Raw genomic sequence first — 15404 nt, 5'->3', positions numbered from 1 at the left:
TTCCTAGCCAGTCAGGGTCAGGGTGTGGACCAGCCGGGCGGCGACCTTGGCGGTCCGGCCGTCGATGTCGTGTGTCGGGTTGAGTTCGGCGATATCGGCCAGGGCCAGCTTGCCGCTGTCGCGGACCGCCTCGACCAGCGGCTCGAGCAGCGCCAGTGGCACGCCGCGGGCGGCCGGCGCGCTGACGCCAGGCGCCTCGGCGGCGGGCAGCACGTCGAGGTCGACGGTCAGGTAGAGCCGGTCGCAGCGCACCATGAAGCGTTGCAGGTCGCGCCGGATCGCCGGCAGCGTGGCGTGCGTGATGTCGCGATCCTCGCGGCTCAGCACGCCGAGCGATGCGGCCCGCGCGAACAGCGCCCGGGTGTTGCTGGCGCGACTGACCCCCAGACAGGCGTAGTGGAACGGCCAGCCACGCTGCCGGCAGTCGGCGGCGATCTGGGCGAAGGGGGTGCCCGATGAAGGGCCGTGCTGCGGGTCGCGCAGGTCGAAGTGGGCGTCGAGATTGACGATGCCGACCCTCGGCGTTCGTTCGTCGGCGGTTCGCCGGCGGGCTTGCAGATGCCGGGCCAGGCCCTGCCAGCTGCCGAAGGCGATCTCGTGACCGCCGCCCAGCACCAGCGGCGAGTGACCGGCGTCGAGCAGCGTCGCCACGCGCTCGCCGAGGCGTCGCTGGGCGTCTTCGAGGGCATCGCCGTCGCAGCGGACGTCGCCGGCATCGTAGGCCGGGCCTCGGCGGTGCCAGGCCAGTGGCGCCAGGGCCCGGCGGATCGCCGATGGCCCGTCGACGGCGCCCGTCCGGCCGTGATTGCGTGCCACGCCGGCATCCGAGGCGAAGCCCAGCAGGGCGCAGCCCGGTGCGTCGCTCTCGGCGAGCGGTCGGATCCGCTGGTGCCAGCGTTCGCTGTCGGGCTCGGGGTCGGTGCGTCCCTGCCAGAGGCCGCGGTCGAGGGTCTCAGCCATGGGTGAGTTCCCCTTTGAAGAGGCGCTGGCGCAGGCGACCGGGCTGCACGGCATAGGCGAGTTCGGCCGGCGATTCGACGTCCCACACGCACAGATCGGCGGGCGCGCCGACTTCCAGGCGGCCGAGCTCGGTCCGGCCCAGGGCGCGGGCGCCGTGGGCGGTCATCCCGGCCAGCGCCTCGCGGGGCGTCAGCCGGAACAGCGTGCAGGCCAGGTTGAGCATCAGGGTGGGCATGAACAGCGGCGAGCTACCCGGGTTGGCGTCCGTGGCCACCGCCATCGGCACGCCGGCACGCCGCAGGGCGTCGATCGGCGGCGCTTGCGTCTCGCGCAGGGTGTGAAAGGCGCCGGGCAGCAGCACCGCCACGCTGCCGGCCGCGCGCAACGCCTCGACGCCGGCCGTGTCGAGGTATTCGATGTGGTCGGCGGACAGCGCCCCATGACGCGCCGCCAGGGCGCTGCCACCGAGATTGGAGAGCTGCTCGGCGTGGGCCTTGATCGGCAGCCCGTGTGCCTCGGCGGCCCGGAAGACCCGCTCGCACTGGGCGGGGGAGAAGGCGATGGTCTCGCAGAACACGTCGACGGCGTCGGCCAGGCCCTCGCGTGCCGCCGCGGGGAGGATCGCCTCGCAGACGTGATCGATGTAGCCGTCGGCGTCGTCGGCGAACTCCGGCGGCAGTGCGTGGGCGGCCAGCAGCGTGGTGACGACGCGAATCGGCAGCGCCTCGCCGAGGCGGCGCGCCACGCGCAGCATCTTCAATTCGTTGGCCAGGTCCAGGCCGTAGCCGGACTTGATCTCGACACAGGTCACGCCGTCGTCGATCAGGGCCTGCAGGCGCGGCAGGGCGCGTGCGAACAGGGTCTCCTCGCTGGCCTCGCGGGTGGCGCGCACGGTGCTGATAATACCGCCGCCGCGGCGCGCGATCTCGGCGTAGTCGACGCCCTCGAGGCGCTGCTCGAACTCGTCGGCGCGATTGCCGCCGAACACCAGGTGGGTGTGGCAGTCCACCAGGCCCGGGGTCATCACGCCGCCGCGGCCCATCTCGCGGCAGTCGGCGAACGCCGCCGGATCGAAGCGTGACATCGGGAGGCGTTCGGCGATGCGGCCGTCCTCGACGATCACCGCCATCGGCTCGGGCAGGGTGGCGAGGCCGTCGAAGAGGGTCATGTCTCGCCATGCCATGCGTGTCGACCGGGTCATGAAAGTCTCCGTTATCCGTAATGTATATACATTTAAGCGGTCGCCCGATACGCGTCAAGGTCGGCGACTCGCAGGCCACCGCTGCGGCGTGCATCGACTCTTTCACAAGCCTATGGTTTTAAATGGATTTCTTGAGCTTTCACGACGGCGGCGAGGCGTTATTAGACCTTGGTCCAACTGACGCTGGCGGGAAAAGGGCGTGACGATGGGGGGCGTCTTAATGTATATACATTAAAAAATCACAACGAGAGGCAATTCCCATGTCCCATTCCGACGAAGCCTTCGAGGGGGCCGATGAGACGCGAGCCGACGGTTCGCCGAGCAACGTCCTGCGTCTGTTCGTGCCCAGCCTGCTGGGTATTCTGATCTTCTTCGTGCCGTTGACCATCGACGGCAAGACCACCATTCCGCTCGATCACATGGTGACCGGAGCGCGTCATCTGCTGGGGGCGCTGGATGGCTGGTACGCGCTGGCGCTGATCGTCGCCGGGGCGCTGTATCCGGTGATCAGCGGGCAATGGCGGCGCAGTCTCACCGACCGGGTGTTCACCGTGCTCAAGTGGCTGGGGGTCGTCGCGGCGGTCATGGCGCTGTCCGGCTGGGGGCCGGCGGCGCTGTTCGAACCCGACATGCTGCCGTTTCTGTTCGACAAGCTGGTGATCTCGGTGGGGCTGATCGTGCCCATCGGCGCGGTGTTCCTGGCGCTTTTGATCAGTTACGGGCTGCTCGAGCTGATCGGCGTGCTGATGGAGCCGGTGATGCGGCCGGTGTGGCGCACCCCCGGCAAGTCGGCGATCGATGCGGTGGCCTCGTTCGTCGGCAGTTATTCGATCGGCTTGCTGATCACCAACCGCGTCTACCAGGCGGGCCAGTATTCGGCGCGCGAGGCGGCGATCATCGCCACCGGCTTTTCGACGGTCTCGGCGACCTTCATGATCATCGTCGCCAAGACCCTGGACCTGATGGCGGTGTGGAACCTGTATTTCTGGCTGACGCTGCTGATCACCTTCCTGGTCACGGCGGTCACCGTGCGCCTGCCGCCGCTGTCGCGCCTCGACGATAGCAAGTCGGTCACGGAGGACGCGGTCCCCGCCGGGCAGCGCCTGAGCACCGCCTGGCGGACCGGGCTGGCGGTGGCCGCCCGGGCGCCGGGGTTGCGGCGCAACGTGGCCTTGAACGTCAAGGAGGGGCTGCTGATGGCGATCGGCATCCTGCCGTCGATAATGTCGGTGGGGCTGATCGGGCTGCTGCTGGCCAAGTACACGCCGCTGTTCGACTGGCTGGGCCTGGTGTTCTACCCGGTCACCGCGCTGTGGGGGCTCGACGAGGCCCGGGCGCTGGCCCAGGCGGCGTCAGCCGGGCTTGCCGAGATGTTCCTGCCGGCCCTGCTGATGGGCGATGCCGGCTTCGCGGCGCGCTTCGCCACCGGGGTGGTCTCGGTCGCCTCGGTGCTGTTCTTCTCGGCTTCGATCCCCTGCATCCTGTCGACCAGCATCCCGCTGTCCGTGGGACGCATCGTTGTGGTGTGGTTCCTGCGCACGCTGCTCAGTCTGCTGCTGGCGATTCCGGCCGGGTACATGGTGCAGGCGCTGGCCGGCGGCTGAGCCGCGCCGGGCCCAGCGATCAGGCGCGGCGCCGCTGCATGGAGGAACGCAGCTTGTAGCGGTCGCCGGGATGAAGCAGCCGCGCGTAGCTGATCAGGTGGTCGTCCGACCACGTCCGGCGCACCATGCTCAGGCAGGGGGCGCTGGCGGGGATCTCCAGCCATTCGGCGGTGTGGGCGTCGACCAGCACCGCCTCGACCACGTGCTCCATGTCGGAGATCGGGCAGGCGGCGACCAGGACTTCGTTGGGCGTGTGCCGGGCGAAGTCGGTGTCCAGGTAGTCGGGCACCCAGCGGGGATTGACGTAACGATCCTCGAGCTGGATCGGCACGCCGTTCTCGCGATGGATCAGGATGCTGTGGAAGACCCGGGTGCCGAGGCGCACGCCGAGGCGCAGGGCGACCTCGTCGTCGGCCTCGATCGCCTCGCGGCGCAGCACGTCGTTGCTGTAGGCATGGCCGCGGGCCTGCACTTCCTCGGCGATGTTGTGGATCTCGAGCAGCGAGGACTCCGCCTTGAGGTCGGTGACGAAGGTGCCCAGCCCCGCCTGACGCACCAGATAGCCTTCGTGGACCAGGTCGCGGATCGCCTTGTTGGCGGTCATGCGGCTGACCTCGAACTGCGCGGCCAGCTGCTCCTCCGGGGGGATCTGGTGGTGGACGGGATACTCCCCCGTGCGGATGCGCTCGAGCAGGTACTGCTTGATCTGCTGATAGCGGGGCGCCCGGGTCATGAGGGTGTCTCCATCAGGCGCTGCGATAGGCCTGGGGCATCTCGGCGAGCAGGCCGCGGCCGCCGGCGAGGGTCAGGGCGAGATCGTTGAGGCCGTCCCAGACGGGCAAGGGCAGGCCGCCCTTGATCGCCTGGTCGATGCGCTGGGCGAACAGCAGCAGCTTGTGCAGGCGGCGGTGGGGCAGCCGCTGCAGGGCCTGCTGGTAGTTGGGGCGCCGCTTCTCGGGGATCATCGGGCGCTGGGCCTTGCAGGCGTGTTCGAGGCTCTGGCCCTGATCGAGATGCTGGCGCAGCGAGAGCAGGGTGCGCATCTCGCGGGTCAGTGCCCACAGCACCACCGGCGCCTCGATACCCTCGCCGCGCAGGCCGCGGACGATGCGTACCGCGCGCTCGCGTTCGCCGCGCAGGCAGGCGTCGGTGAGGGTGAAGACGTCGAAGCGGGCGTTGTCCTCGACGCCGCCGGCGATCGCCTCGACCCCGAGACGCGCGCCGGGCGGGTGCAGCAGGGCGAGCTTCTGCAGCTCCTGGTCGGCAGCCAGCAGGTTGCCTTCGGTACGTTCGCCGAGCAGGCGCGCGGCGTCCATGTCGAGCTGCAGGCCGTGGCGGCCGGCCCGGTCACGCATCCAGAAGCCCAGCCGCGCGTGATCCACCGGCCACACCGGCACGAACAGGCCGAGCTTGTCGAGGGCCTTGAACCACTTGCTCTGCTGCTGGCGGCGGTCGAGCCGACCGGCGGTGATCAGCAGCACGTCGTCGCTGCCCCCGGCCTGGGCGGCGTAGGCTTCCAAGGCCTTGCCGCCTTCCTGGCCGGGGGCCTGATCGCCCAGGCGCAACTCGATCAGCTTGCTGGTGGCGAACAGCGACAGGCTGGCGGCGGACTCGGTGAGCCGCCCCCACTGGAAGCCGTTCTCGACGTGCAGGACCTCGCGCTCCTCGACGCCGCGTTCGCGAGCGACCCGGCGCACCTCGTCGCAGGCATCGCGATGCAGCAGCGGCTCGTCGCCGGCGACGATCACCACCGGCGGCAGGGACTTGCCGAGCGCCTCCGGGAGCTTGTCGGGAAAGACCTTCATGAGCTCGGATCGAGACTCTGCAGGCGATCGAGCAGACGCGACGCGGCCTCGCGGCGCAGGTCCTTGATGGCCGCCTCGCGGCGGTCGCCGCGAACCAGCAGGTCGCTGGCGTTGGTCTGGTAGATCGACGACACCTCGAGGTCCTGGCGTTCGAGCAGGTAGGCGTCGTCTTGCACGCGCTGGACCGAGAAGGGCACGGACAGGCGCAGCTCGATGTCGCGGCTGCCGGCATCGTTGGTGGTCAGCGGCGTCTCCACGAGTCGCTCGGTATCCAGGTTGAGCCGCCAGGGCGCGTCATCGACCGTGTCGACGCCGCTGCGCCGCAGGGTCTGGCGGACCGCGTCGGTGAGCGGTGCGGCCGGCCCGGCGAGCGTCAGGCGGTCGAGGCGCATCGCCACCTGGTCGCGGCCGCGCAGGTGAAAGCCGCAGCCCGCCAGCGAACCGGCGGCGAGCAGGGCGAGCGACCCGCCCAGCGAGCGGGTCAGGAAGGTACGACGGTTCATGGCGGTCTCCTTGCCTCGACTCACGTCGATCTCAGTTGGCGACGATGTTGACCAGCTTGCCGGGGACCACGATCACCTTGCGTACCGTCTTGCCCTCGACATGACGCTGCACGTTCTCGGCGGCCATGGCTTCGGCCTCGACGGCATCCTTGGCGGCGTCGGGGGCGACCTCGATGCGCGCGCGCAGCTTGCCGTTGACCTGCACGGCGAGTTCGACGCTGTCCTTGACCAGGGCGCTCTCGTCGAGCCGGGGCCAGCGAGCGTCGATCGCCGGTTCGTCATGGCCGAGCTGCTGCCACAGGACATGGCAGGCGTGCGGGGTGATGGGGGCGAGCAGCAGCACGCAGGCCTCGACCGCCTCGCGGGCCACCGCCAGCCCCTGCGGGCGGGTATCCGTGAAGCGGCCCAGCGCGTTGGTCAGCTCCATCACCGCGGCGATGGCGGTGTTGAAGGTGGTGCGCCGGCCGATGTCGTCGCTGGCCTTGGCGATGGTCTCGTGGGTCTTGCGGCGCAGGGCCTTCTGGTCGTCGTCGAGCGCGTCGACGTCGAGCGCGGCCGGGGTGCCGGCGTTGACGTGGTCGGCGACCAGCTTCCAGAGGCGCTTGAGGAAGCGGTGGGCGCCCTCGACGCCGGCATCGGACCACTCCAGCGACTGTTCCGGCGGCGCGGCGAACATCATGAACAGCCGCACGGTGTCGGCGCCGAAGCGATCGATCATCGCCTGCGGGTCGACGCCGTTGTTCTTCGACTTGGACATCTTCTCGATGCCGCCCATCTCGACCGGCTGGCCGTCGCCGCGGTAGACGGCGCTGAGCGGCCGGCCCTTGTCGTCGCGACGCACGTCGACGTCGGCGGGGTTGAACCAGTCCTTGCCGCCGTCGGGGGATTCCCGGTAGAAGGTCTCGGCGATCACCATCCCCTGGGTGAGCAGGCGCTGGAAGGGCTCGTCGCTCGCGACCAGGCCAAAGTCGCGCATCAGCTTGTGGAAGAAGCGCGCGTAGAGCAGGTGCAGGATGGCGTGCTCGATGCCGCCGATGTAGAGATCCACCGGCAGCCAGTAGTCGGCGCGCTCGTCGAGCATGGCGTCGGGGTTGTCGGCGCAGGCGAAGCGGGCGTAGTACCAGCTCGATTCCATGAAGGTATCGAAGGTGTCGGTCTCGCGGGTCCAGCCGTCGCCCAGGTCGAAGAAGGCGGGCATCTTCTTGAGCGGCGAGCCGCTGGCGTCGACCTCGACCTCCATGGGCAGGGCGACCGGCAGCTCGTCGTCGGTGAGCGGCACGGTCTGGCCCTCGGGGCCGTACTTGATGGGAATCGGCGCGCCCCAGTAACGCTGGCGGGCCACGCCCCAGTCGCGCAGGCGGAAGTTGGTCTTGACCTCGCCCCGGCCGTCGGCCTCGAGGCGCAGGGCGATCGCCCGGAAGGCGCCGTCGAAGTCCAGCCCGTCGAATTCGCCGGAGTTGATCAGCTTGCCGTGCTCGGCGTAGGCGCCCTCGGACAGGTCCGGCGCGTTACCGTCGGCATCGGCGATCACCGCCTCGATGGGCAGGCCGTACCTGGTGGCGAACTCCCAGTCGCGCTGGTCGTGGCCGGGTACCGCCATCACCGCGCCGGTGCCGTACTCCATGAGCACGAAGTTGGCCACGAAGATGGGCACCTCGCGGCCGGACAGCGGATGGATCGCCTTGAAGCCGGTGTCGCGGCCGCGTTTTTCCATGGTCGCCAGGTCGGCTTCGGAGGTGCCGCCACGGGCGCACTCCTCGAGGAAGGCCGCCATCTCGGCATCGCCGTCGGCGGCGGCACGGGCCAGCGGATGCCCGGCGGCGACGGCGACGTAGGTCACGCCCATCAGGGTGTCGGGGCGGGTCGTGTAGACGTGCAGGGCATCGTCGTGGCCGGCGACGTCGAAGGTGAGCTCGACGCCGCGCGACTTGCCGATCCAGTTGCGCTGCATGGTCTTGACCTGCTCGGGCCAGTCGACATGCTCGAGATCGGCCAGCAGTTCCTCGGCGTAATCGGTGATCTTGAGGAACCACAGCGGGATTTCCTTGCGCTCGACCAGGGCGCCGCTGCGCCAGCCGCGGCCGTCGATCACCTGCTCGTTGGCGAGCACGGTGTTGTCGACCGGGTCCCAGTTGACCGTGGACATCTTCTTGTAGACCAGGCCCTTCTCGACCAGCTTGGTGAAGAACCACTGTTCCCAGCGGTAGTAGTCGACGTCGCAGGTGGCGAACTCGCGGTCCCAGTCATAGGCGAAGCCCAGCGCCTTGAGCTGGCTGCGCATGTAGTCGATGTTCTGGTAGGTCCAGTCGCCGGGCGGCACGCGGTTCTTGATCGCCGCGTTCTCGGCGGGCATGCCGAAGGCGTCCCAGCCCATCGGCTGGAGCACGTTCCTGCCCTGCATGCGCTGAAAGCGCGAGACCACGTCGCCGATGGTGTAGTTGCGCACGTGACCCATGTGCAGCTTGCCGCTGGGGTAGGGGAACATCGACAGGCAGTAGAACTTCTCGCGAGCGGCGTCCTCTATGGCCTTGAAGCAGGCGTTCTTTTCCCAGTAGTCCTGGGCGGCTGACTCGGTGACGTGGGGCTGGTACTGAGTGTCCATCGTTTGCGTGGTGCACCTTGCATGTGGGCTTGTGACTGATGGCACCGAACGCCTCGATGCCGGCGTGACCCGGGCTGACGGCTCGACCCGCGATCGGGGAGCGCGGTCCGGCCCCGGGAGATAACACCCTGCCGTACAATATGTTAGAAATCGGTCAAGGCGGTCACGGATACCGTTCGTGTTCGCCCAAGGATACCCTAGACGTGCATCGGCAGGTAGGGGCCGCCCCGCCCCCGCGCCGCTTGCCGCAACGCCGTGGCGTCCGGATGATGCTACGGCCACCCGATACAGCCATTTGAGGAGAGGCGCGATGAGTGACGACCAGCAACAGGACCGGCGTTTGCACGATGCCTACGAGCGCGTGCTCGACCGCATGCGCGACGGCGCCGACGAGCTGTCCTGGGACCGGCTGCAGCACGAGCTCGACGAGGCGGTGGCCTTCGAGGCGGACGTCGAGGAGTTCACCAAGGACGAGATGGCGCTGCTGCGCGCCTGGGTGGAGCGCGACCTCAAGGATCTGCGCCATTACCTGGCCGCGGGCGGCGCCGGGGTCGCCAGCTGGCTGGGGATCGATCTCGACGTGCTGTCGCGCAAGGTGACCGACGCGCTGTTCTCGATCGCCGATCGCAGCGTGGTCGAGCGCGAGCGCTTGGAGGACGATCTCGAGGCGGCACGCGCCGACTATGTCGAGGGCGAGCTGGCCGTTCCCGGGCGCATGGCCTGCGTGCACTGCGGCGAGACGGTGGTGCTCGACGCGGTCACTCGCCTCGAGCCCTGCCACGCCTGCGGGCATCGTTACTTCATGAGGGCCCCCAGCGACGCCGCACCGACCTAGGCACTTCTGAAAACTGCCTGCGCTCGGTCATACGGCGTTAAAAATCAGCTCAAAATGCTCATTTACACCCCGTAAACTCCGCGTTTTCGCTGATTTTTGCCTTGTCTGACCTTCGCTCGTCGACGTTTCAGACAGTGCCAAGGACCCGAAGGTGATCGGTCGGACGGGTAAGCGCACGACGGGCAAGTCAATCACGCGAACGCGATCACCGGGCCGTGTCGCGCTTCCGGCCCGGCCGACGCAGGCCGGGCAGCAGCATCAGCCCGGCGAGCAGCCAGGCGGGCCAGCTGCCGGTGCGGGTGAAGGGCGTCTCGCCCTGCATGGCGCTCACGTCGCCGCTGACCAGGGTGGTCTCGAACTGCGGGGCGCGGGTGGTCACCCGGCCCTGCGGGTCGATGATCGCGGTGACGCCGTTGCTGGTGCCGCGCAGCACGTAGCGACCGTTTTCCAGCGCGCGCAGGCGGGCCATCTGGATGTGCTGCAGCGGGCCGATCGAACGGCCGAACCAGGTGTCGTTGGACACCGTCAGCAAGACGTCGGCGCGGCGCGCGCGGCTCGCCACCAGGTCGGGATAGATGATCTCGTAGCAGATCGCTGTGCCGATGGTCAGCCCGGCGGCGTGGATCGGTGCCTGGTCGCGCTCTCCCGCCGAGAAGCTCGACATGGGCAGGTCGAAGAAGGCGATGATGCCGCGCAGCAGGCTCTCCAGCGGCATGTACTCGCCGAACGGCACCAGGTGCTCCTTGCGGTAGCTGCCCCGGGTGTTGCCGAGGCCGATCACCGCGTTGTAGTAGCCGCCGGCATCGCGCTCGACGATTCCGGTCAGCAGGGCGGCGTCCGGTGGGAGCGTCGTTTGCACGCGCTCCAGATAGGGCCGGGCCTGGGACTCGAACATCGGCAGCGCGGTCTCCGGCCAGACGATCAGGTCGGTGCCGTCGGGCACCTCGCGGGTCAGCCGCGCATAGGTGTTGACCGCATTGCGCTGGCCCTCGGCGCTCCACTTCATCAACTGCGGCAGGTTGCCCTGCAGAAGTGCCACCTGCCGCGGTTCGCCCCGGGGCTGGGTCCACTGGGCGGGCAGCAGCAGCGGCAGGCCCCACAGGACGACGAGCGGGGCCAGCGCCCACCAGCGCCGGCGCAGCAGCAGGTCGGCACCCAGGGTGCCGGTCAGCACGGTGACCAGCGACAGCAGGAAGACCCCGCCGAGCGGTGCCAGCGGGGCGAGTGGCGAGTCGACGTGGGCGCTGCCCAGCAGCAGCCAGGGGAAGCCGGTGAACAGGTAGGTGCGGGCGACTTCGCTGGCGATCCACAGGCCGACGAAGCTGAGGCAGGCCAGACGCGGCCCGGTGAAACGACGGTAGAGCCAGAACGGCACGGCGTAGAACAGCGCCAGGGTGACGGCGAACAGCGCGGTCAGAAAGACCGCCAGCGGCACGCCCGTGTAGCCGTAGTCGTGGATCGAGACATAGATCCACGAGGTCCCCGAGGCGAACAGCGCGAAACCGTAGCACCAGCCGCGCAGTGCGGCCTGCCCCGGGGTCAGGTCGTGGATGCCCACGTAGACCAGGGCCACGGCGACGGGGCCGAGCCACCACAGATGAAAGGGGGCGAAGGTGAGCGTGGTCAGGCAGCCGGCGATCAACGCGGCGATATAGCCCATCCACGGGCGGTAGACGGTCGGCATGGGGCACTCCTTGTCGGGACGTGCCCCTTATACCAGAGCGTGGCGACAAACTCGACGCGGGGGTCAGTCGTCGGTTTCGTCGGCGGACACCTCGGCGAGTTCCTCGGCCTGGAGCAGGCGGATACGGCGGTTGTCGGCGCCCAGCACGGTGAAGCGCCAGCCCCCCAGGTCGGCCTGCTCGCCGCGACGCGGCAGGTAGCCGAAGCGCTGCATGACCAAGCCGCCGACGGTGTCGAACTCCTCGTCGGAGAAGGCGGTATCGAAGCGCTCGTTGAAGTCGTCGATGGGCGTCAGGGCACGGATTGCGAAGGTGCCGTCGCCCATGTCGCGGATGTCGTCTTCCTCGTCGGTGTCGTGCTCGTCCTCGATGTCGCCGACGATCTGCTCGAGGATGTCCTCGATGGTGACGATGCCCGCCGTGCCGCCGTATTCGTCGACCACCACCGCCATGTGGTTGTGGGTGTCGCGGAATTCCTTGAGCAGGCTGTTGAGCCGCTTGGATTCGGGGATGAACATCGCCGGACGGATGACGTCGCGCAGTGCCACCTGGCGGCGTTCGCCGTCGTTGACCTGCAGCAGCGGCAGCAGGTCCTTGACCAGCAGGATGCCGAGCACCTCGTCGAGATTCTCGCCGACCACCGGATAGCGGGAGTGGCCGGTCTCGAAGATCACCGGCAGATAGTCCTCGGGGGACTGGTCGATGCTGATGGCCGTGACCTGGGAGCGCGGGATCATTACCTCGCGGGTCTGCTGGTCACTGATCTGGAAGGCGCCCTCGATGATCGTCAGAGCATCCGGGTCGAGACGCAGCCGGGCGGCGGCCTCGCGGAGAAAGACCAGCAGTTCGTCACGGGAGCTTGGCTCGTCGGCGTCGCTGGAAAAGGCGCTGAACAACTTCTCGAGCCAGGACTTGTTGTTCTGGCTACTCGATCGGTCTTCGCTCATGCGTCGGGTCTCGTGTCCTCGCTGTCTCGTTCGCCGGGGTCGGGCGCATAAGGGTCGGGAATGTCGAAGTCGGCGAGAATCCGGCGCTCGAGCGCCTCCATCTCCTCGGCTTCCGCGTCATCTATATGGTCGTAGCCCAGCAAATGCAAGGTGCCGTGAATCACCATGTGCGCGTAATGATGCGCCAGCGGCTTGGCCTGTTCGCGGGCCTCGCGATCGACCACGCCGTGACAGATCACCAGGTCGCCGAGCAGGGGCAGATCGAGGCCGGCCGGAGCCTCGAAAGGGAAGGATAGCACGTTGGTGGGCCGGTCCTTGCCGCGGTAGTCGTGATTGAGGCCGCGGCTCTCTTCGTCGTCGACGAAGCGGACGGTGAGTTCGACCTCGCCGCCGCCCGCGCTGCCGGCATGGCGCCGATGGTGGGCCAGCGCGCCGGCGACCCAGCGCGCCAGCCGGGCCGCGTCGGGCAGGGCGTCGTCGGCGCCGTCGAGCGCTACCTGGCGATCGACGAGGACCCGGGCGTCGTCGTTCATGTGCCGGATTCCGAACCGTCGGACGCCGCCGCCTGCTGTTCGCGACGCGCCTGTTCGCGGGCCTCGCGGCGCGCCCGGTCCTGGGCTTCCTGCTCGGCCTCGAACAGGTCGTAGGCCTCGATGATGCGCTGGACCAGCGGGTGGCGGACCACGTCCTTGGCGGCGAAGTGGGTCACGCCGATCCCCGGGGTGTCCTTGAGCACGTCGAGGACCTGAATCAGCCCGGAGTTCTGGCCGCGGGGCAGGTCGACCTGGGTGATGTCGCCGGTGATCACCGCGGTGGAGCCGAAACCGATGCGGGTCAGGAACATCTTCATCTGCTCGCGGGTGGTGTTCTGGCTCTCGTCGAGGATGATGAAGGCGTTGTTGAGGGTCCGGCCGCGCATGTAGGCGAGCGGGGCGATCTCGATCACCTGCCGCTCGATCAGCTTGGCCACCTGTTCGAAGCCGATCATCTCGTAGAGGGCGTCATACAGCGGGCGCAGGTAGGGGTCGATCTTCTGGGCCAGGTCGCCGGGCAGAAAGCCCAGTTTCTCGCCGGCCTCGACCGCCGGACGCACCAGCAGGATGCGGCGCACCTCCTGCTGATTGAGCGCCTCGACGGCGGCGGCGACGGCCAGGTAGGTCTTGCCGGTCCCCGCCGGGCCGATGCCGAAGTTGATGTCGTGCTTGCGGATGCTGGTGACGTAGCTCTGCTGGTTCAGCCCGCGCGGCTTGATCAGGCTGCGCGGGGTGCGGATCACCACCTCGGCCTCGTGATCGCTGCCTTCCTCTTCCTCGAGCGCCTCGATGCCCGATTCCTGGAGGAACAGGTGCACGGTGTCGGGTTCCAGCTCGCTGGCCTCGGTCTCGCGATAGAGGTGTTCGATGACGTTGGCGGCGGCCTTCACCCGCGGGCCGGGGCCGGCGAGCTGGAAGGTGTTGCCGCGATTGCGCAGGGTGACCCCGAGGCGCGATTCGACCAGCTTGAGATGCTCGTCCCGCTGACCGCAGAGATTGGCCAGCCGCATCGGGTCGTTGGGCTCCAGGGTCAGGGTGATGACGCGGTTCGCCTGAGTGCTTTGTTGGCTCAAGAACAGAGAATCCGTGAGTTGAGGATGATGAAGTCAGCTTAATGCCCCGAGCGAGGTCGGGGCAATCGGGAAACGGCCGGGGGCGTTCCGCCGACGCCCGCCGAGGGCGCCGACGAGCGCGTCAGTAGCAGACCGGCGAGGCCAGTTCGCCACGCAGCGAGTTGGGCAGCGCCTCGTTGATCTCGACGTCGACGAAGGTGCCGATCAGTTCCATGGGATTGGCGGCGCGGAAATTGACCACGCGATTGTTCTCGGTGCGCCCCGAGAGCTGCCCCGGATCCTTGGGCGAGAAGCCGGTCACCAGGATGCGCTGGGTGGTGCCGACCATGCGCCGGCTGATCTGCATGGCGTTCTGGTTGATGCGCTCCTGGAGGATCGCCAGGCGCTGCTTCTTGACCGCTTCAGGGGTGTCGTCCTCGAGGCCGGCCGCCGGGGTGCCCGGGCGTGCCGAGTAGACGAAGCTGAACGAGACGTCGAAGCCGATGCGGTGGATCAGGTCCATGGTCGCCTCGAAGTCGGCCTCGGTCTCGCCGGGGAAGCCGACGATGAAGTCCGACGAGAAGCTGATGTCCGGACGCAGCTCGCGGATGCGCTCGAGCTTGGCGACGTACTCCTCGGCGGTGTGGCCGCGCTTCATGGCCGCCAGGACGCGGTCCGAGCCCGCCTGCACCGGTAGGTGGAGGTGGCTGACCAGCTCGGGGATCTCGCCGTAGGCCTCGATCAGGCTGTCCGAGAATTCCACCGGGTGCGAGGTGGTGAAGCGGATGCGGTCGATGCCTTCCACCGCCGCCACGCAGGCGATCAGCTCGGCCAGATCGACCTCGTCGCCCAGGGCGTTCTCGCCACGGTAGGCGTTGACGTTCTGCCCCAGCAGGTTGATCTCGCGCACGCCCTGGTCGGCGAGGTGAATGACCTCGTCCATCACCGCCTCGAAGGGCCGCGAGACCTCCTCGCCGCGGGTGTAGGGCACCACGCAGAAGGTGCAGTACTTCGAGCAGCCCTCCATCACCGAGACGAAGGCGGTGGCGCCGTCGGAACTGGGCTTGGGCAGGTGGTCGAACTTCTCGATCTCGGGGAAGGTGACGTCGACCACCGAGATCGGCTGGGCGCTCTTGCTGCGCTGCTCGAGCATGTTGGGGATGCGATGCAGCGTCTGCGGGCCGAACACCATGTCGACGTAGGGCGCCCGCTTGCGCAGGTTCTCGCCCTCCTGGCTGGCCACGCAGCCGCCGACGCCGATCACCAGGTCGGGGTTGCGCTCCTTGAGTTTCTTCCAGCGTCCCAACTGGTGGAAGACCTTCTCCTGGGCCTTCTCGCGGATCGAACAGGTGTTGAGCAGGATGACGTCGGCTTCGCGCTCGTCGTCGGTCAGCTCCATTTGGTGCGATTCGCCGAGCAGATCCGCCATGCGTGCGGAGTCGTACTCGTTCATCTGGCAGCCGTGGGTCTTGATGAAGAGTTTCTTCGTCATAGCGTCGTGTCGGCGTCGGGCGCGACAAGTCCGTGTAAAGAGGGATGAATGCGTGCGGGAACGGAAATGGCGCGATTATACGGATCACCGGCACGGCTTGGCCAGCCCGCCGCCTTCGAAGGCGATGTGTCTGTGATATTCTTGGCGGCTGGACGGACCCGGCGGGGCCTTTGATTCTCATTGCGTGA

13 protein-coding genes are annotated in these 15404 nt (G+C 68.3%); 2 read left to right on the top strand and 11 right to left on the bottom strand.

The features are described from left to right. Nucleotides 1-3: 3 nt before the first annotated feature. Together hutG and hutI are read right to left on the bottom strand one after the other, a co-directional pair. On the bottom strand, nt 4-960 hold the full coding sequence (hutG, locus tag KGR00_RS10170) for a formimidoylglutamase (RefSeq protein WP_224416903.1): 957 nt from the start codon (nt 958-960) through the stop codon (nt 4-6). After that, nucleotides 953-2161, bottom strand: coding sequence for an imidazolonepropionase (hutI, locus tag KGR00_RS10165; RefSeq protein ID WP_224416904.1), 1209 nt, complete (start codon nt 2159-2161; stop codon nt 953-955). Before hutI ends, hutG begins: the two co-directional genes overlap by 8 nt. 260 nt (nt 2162-2421) lie before the next feature. Here hutI and KGR00_RS10160 point away from each other — a divergent pair, with 260 nt between their 5' ends. Then, entirely contained in the window at nt 2422-3765 is a 1344-nt protein-coding gene (locus tag KGR00_RS10160) for a YjiH family protein (protein ID WP_224416905.1), read from the top strand. Between the two features lie 19 nt (nt 3766-3784). Here the strand turns inward: KGR00_RS10160 and hutC are convergent, their stop codons facing one another. From hutC to leuS, 4 genes are read right to left on the bottom strand one after another with little or no spacing between them, the layout of a single operon-like run. Next, nucleotides 3785-4498: a histidine utilization repressor gene (gene hutC / locus KGR00_RS10155; RefSeq protein WP_224416906.1), complete on the bottom strand. Its 714-nt coding sequence runs from the start codon at nt 4496-4498 to the stop codon at nt 3785-3787. Between the two features lie 13 nt (nt 4499-4511). Further along, nucleotides 4512-5570, bottom strand: a complete 1059-nt coding sequence (holA, locus tag KGR00_RS10150) for a DNA polymerase III subunit delta (RefSeq protein ID WP_129139631.1) — start codon at nt 5568-5570, stop codon at nt 4512-4514. Then, nucleotides 5567-6073, bottom strand: coding sequence for an LPS assembly lipoprotein LptE (gene lptE / locus KGR00_RS10145; RefSeq protein WP_224416907.1), 507 nt, complete (start codon nt 6071-6073; stop codon nt 5567-5569). The genes holA and lptE overlap by 4 nt, the downstream gene beginning before the upstream one ends. 31 nt (nt 6074-6104) lie before the next feature. Next, complete coding sequence (gene leuS / locus KGR00_RS10140; protein ID WP_224416908.1) at nt 6105-8675, bottom strand: leucine--tRNA ligase; 2571 nt, start codon at nt 8673-8675, stop codon at nt 6105-6107. 310 nt (nt 8676-8985) lie between these two features. Here leuS and KGR00_RS10135 point away from each other — a divergent pair, with 310 nt between their 5' ends. Next, complete coding sequence (locus KGR00_RS10135; protein WP_224416909.1) at nt 8986-9510, top strand: zinc ribbon-containing protein; 525 nt, start codon at nt 8986-8988, stop codon at nt 9508-9510. Nucleotides 9511-9715: 205 nt separating this feature from the next. Here the strand turns inward: KGR00_RS10135 and lnt are convergent, their stop codons facing one another. The 5 genes from lnt to miaB all read right to left on the bottom strand — a co-directional run bounded on the left by lnt (nt 9716) and on the right by miaB (nt 15216). Further along, entirely contained in the window at nt 9716-11194 is a 1479-nt protein-coding gene (lnt, locus tag KGR00_RS10130) for an apolipoprotein N-acyltransferase (RefSeq protein WP_224416910.1), read from the bottom strand. A 63-nt stretch (nt 11195-11257) separates the two neighbouring features. Continuing rightward, entirely contained in the window at nt 11258-12139 is an 882-nt protein-coding gene (locus KGR00_RS10125; RefSeq protein ID WP_129139636.1) for a transporter associated domain-containing protein, read from the bottom strand. Beyond that, nucleotides 12136-12672 (bottom strand): rRNA maturation RNase YbeY, encoded by a 537-nt coding sequence (gene ybeY, locus KGR00_RS10120; protein ID WP_224416911.1) that lies wholly within the window; start codon nt 12670-12672, stop codon nt 12136-12138. Before ybeY ends, KGR00_RS10125 begins: the two co-directional genes overlap by 4 nt. Next, the gene (locus KGR00_RS10115) at nt 12669-13745 is read right to left on the bottom strand and encodes a PhoH family protein (RefSeq protein WP_129139638.1); all 1077 of its coding nucleotides are present in this window, start codon (nt 13743-13745) and stop codon (nt 12669-12671) included. The genes ybeY and KGR00_RS10115 overlap by 4 nt, the downstream gene beginning before the upstream one ends. A 121-nt stretch (nt 13746-13866) precedes the next feature. After that, complete coding sequence (gene miaB, locus KGR00_RS10110) at nt 13867-15216, bottom strand: tRNA (N6-isopentenyl adenosine(37)-C2)-methylthiotransferase MiaB (protein WP_224416912.1); 1350 nt, start codon at nt 15214-15216, stop codon at nt 13867-13869. Nucleotides 15217-15404: the final 188 nt, after the last annotated feature.

This window comes from Modicisalibacter sp. MOD 31.J (assembly GCF_020147985.1).
GTDB classification, from domain to species: domain Bacteria; phylum Pseudomonadota; class Gammaproteobacteria; order Pseudomonadales; family Halomonadaceae; genus Modicisalibacter; species Modicisalibacter coralii.
The sequence above is the reverse complement of the archived record's forward strand: the minus strand, read 5'-3'. Positions and strand labels throughout refer to the sequence as shown.

What these genes read in the sequence shown, in the direction of transcription:
- hutG (WP_224416903.1), bottom strand. Translation starts at nt 960, where the DNA reads ATGGCTGAGACCCTCGACCGCGGCCTCTGGCAGGGACGCACCGACCCC.
- hutI (WP_224416904.1), bottom strand. Translation starts at nt 2,161, where the DNA reads ATGACCCGGTCGACACGCATGGCATGGCGAGACATGACCCTCTTCGAC.
- KGR00_RS10160 (WP_224416905.1), top strand. Translation starts at nt 2,422, where the DNA reads ATGTCCCATTCCGACGAAGCCTTCGAGGGGGCCGATGAGACGCGAGCC.
- hutC (WP_224416906.1), bottom strand. Translation starts at nt 4,498, where the DNA reads ATGACCCGGGCGCCCCGCTATCAGCAGATCAAGCAGTACCTGCTCGAG.
- holA (WP_129139631.1), bottom strand. Translation starts at nt 5,570, where the DNA reads ATGAAGGTCTTTCCCGACAAGCTCCCGGAGGCGCTCGGCAAGTCCCTG.
- lptE (WP_224416907.1), bottom strand. Translation starts at nt 6,073, where the DNA reads ATGAACCGTCGTACCTTCCTGACCCGCTCGCTGGGCGGGTCGCTCGCC.
- leuS (WP_224416908.1), bottom strand. Translation starts at nt 8,675, where the DNA reads ATGGACACTCAGTACCAGCCCCACGTCACCGAGTCAGCCGCCCAGGAC.
- KGR00_RS10135 (WP_224416909.1), top strand. Translation starts at nt 8,986, where the DNA reads ATGAGTGACGACCAGCAACAGGACCGGCGTTTGCACGATGCCTACGAG.
- lnt (WP_224416910.1), bottom strand. Translation starts at nt 11,194, where the DNA reads ATGCCGACCGTCTACCGCCCGTGGATGGGCTATATCGCCGCGTTGATC.
- KGR00_RS10125 (WP_129139636.1), bottom strand. Translation starts at nt 12,139, where the DNA reads ATGAGCGAAGACCGATCGAGTAGCCAGAACAACAAGTCCTGGCTCGAG.
- ybeY (WP_224416911.1), bottom strand. Translation starts at nt 12,672, where the DNA reads ATGAACGACGACGCCCGGGTCCTCGTCGATCGCCAGGTAGCGCTCGAC.
- miaB (WP_224416912.1), bottom strand. Translation starts at nt 15,216, where the DNA reads ATGACGAAGAAACTCTTCATCAAGACCCACGGCTGCCAGATGAACGAG.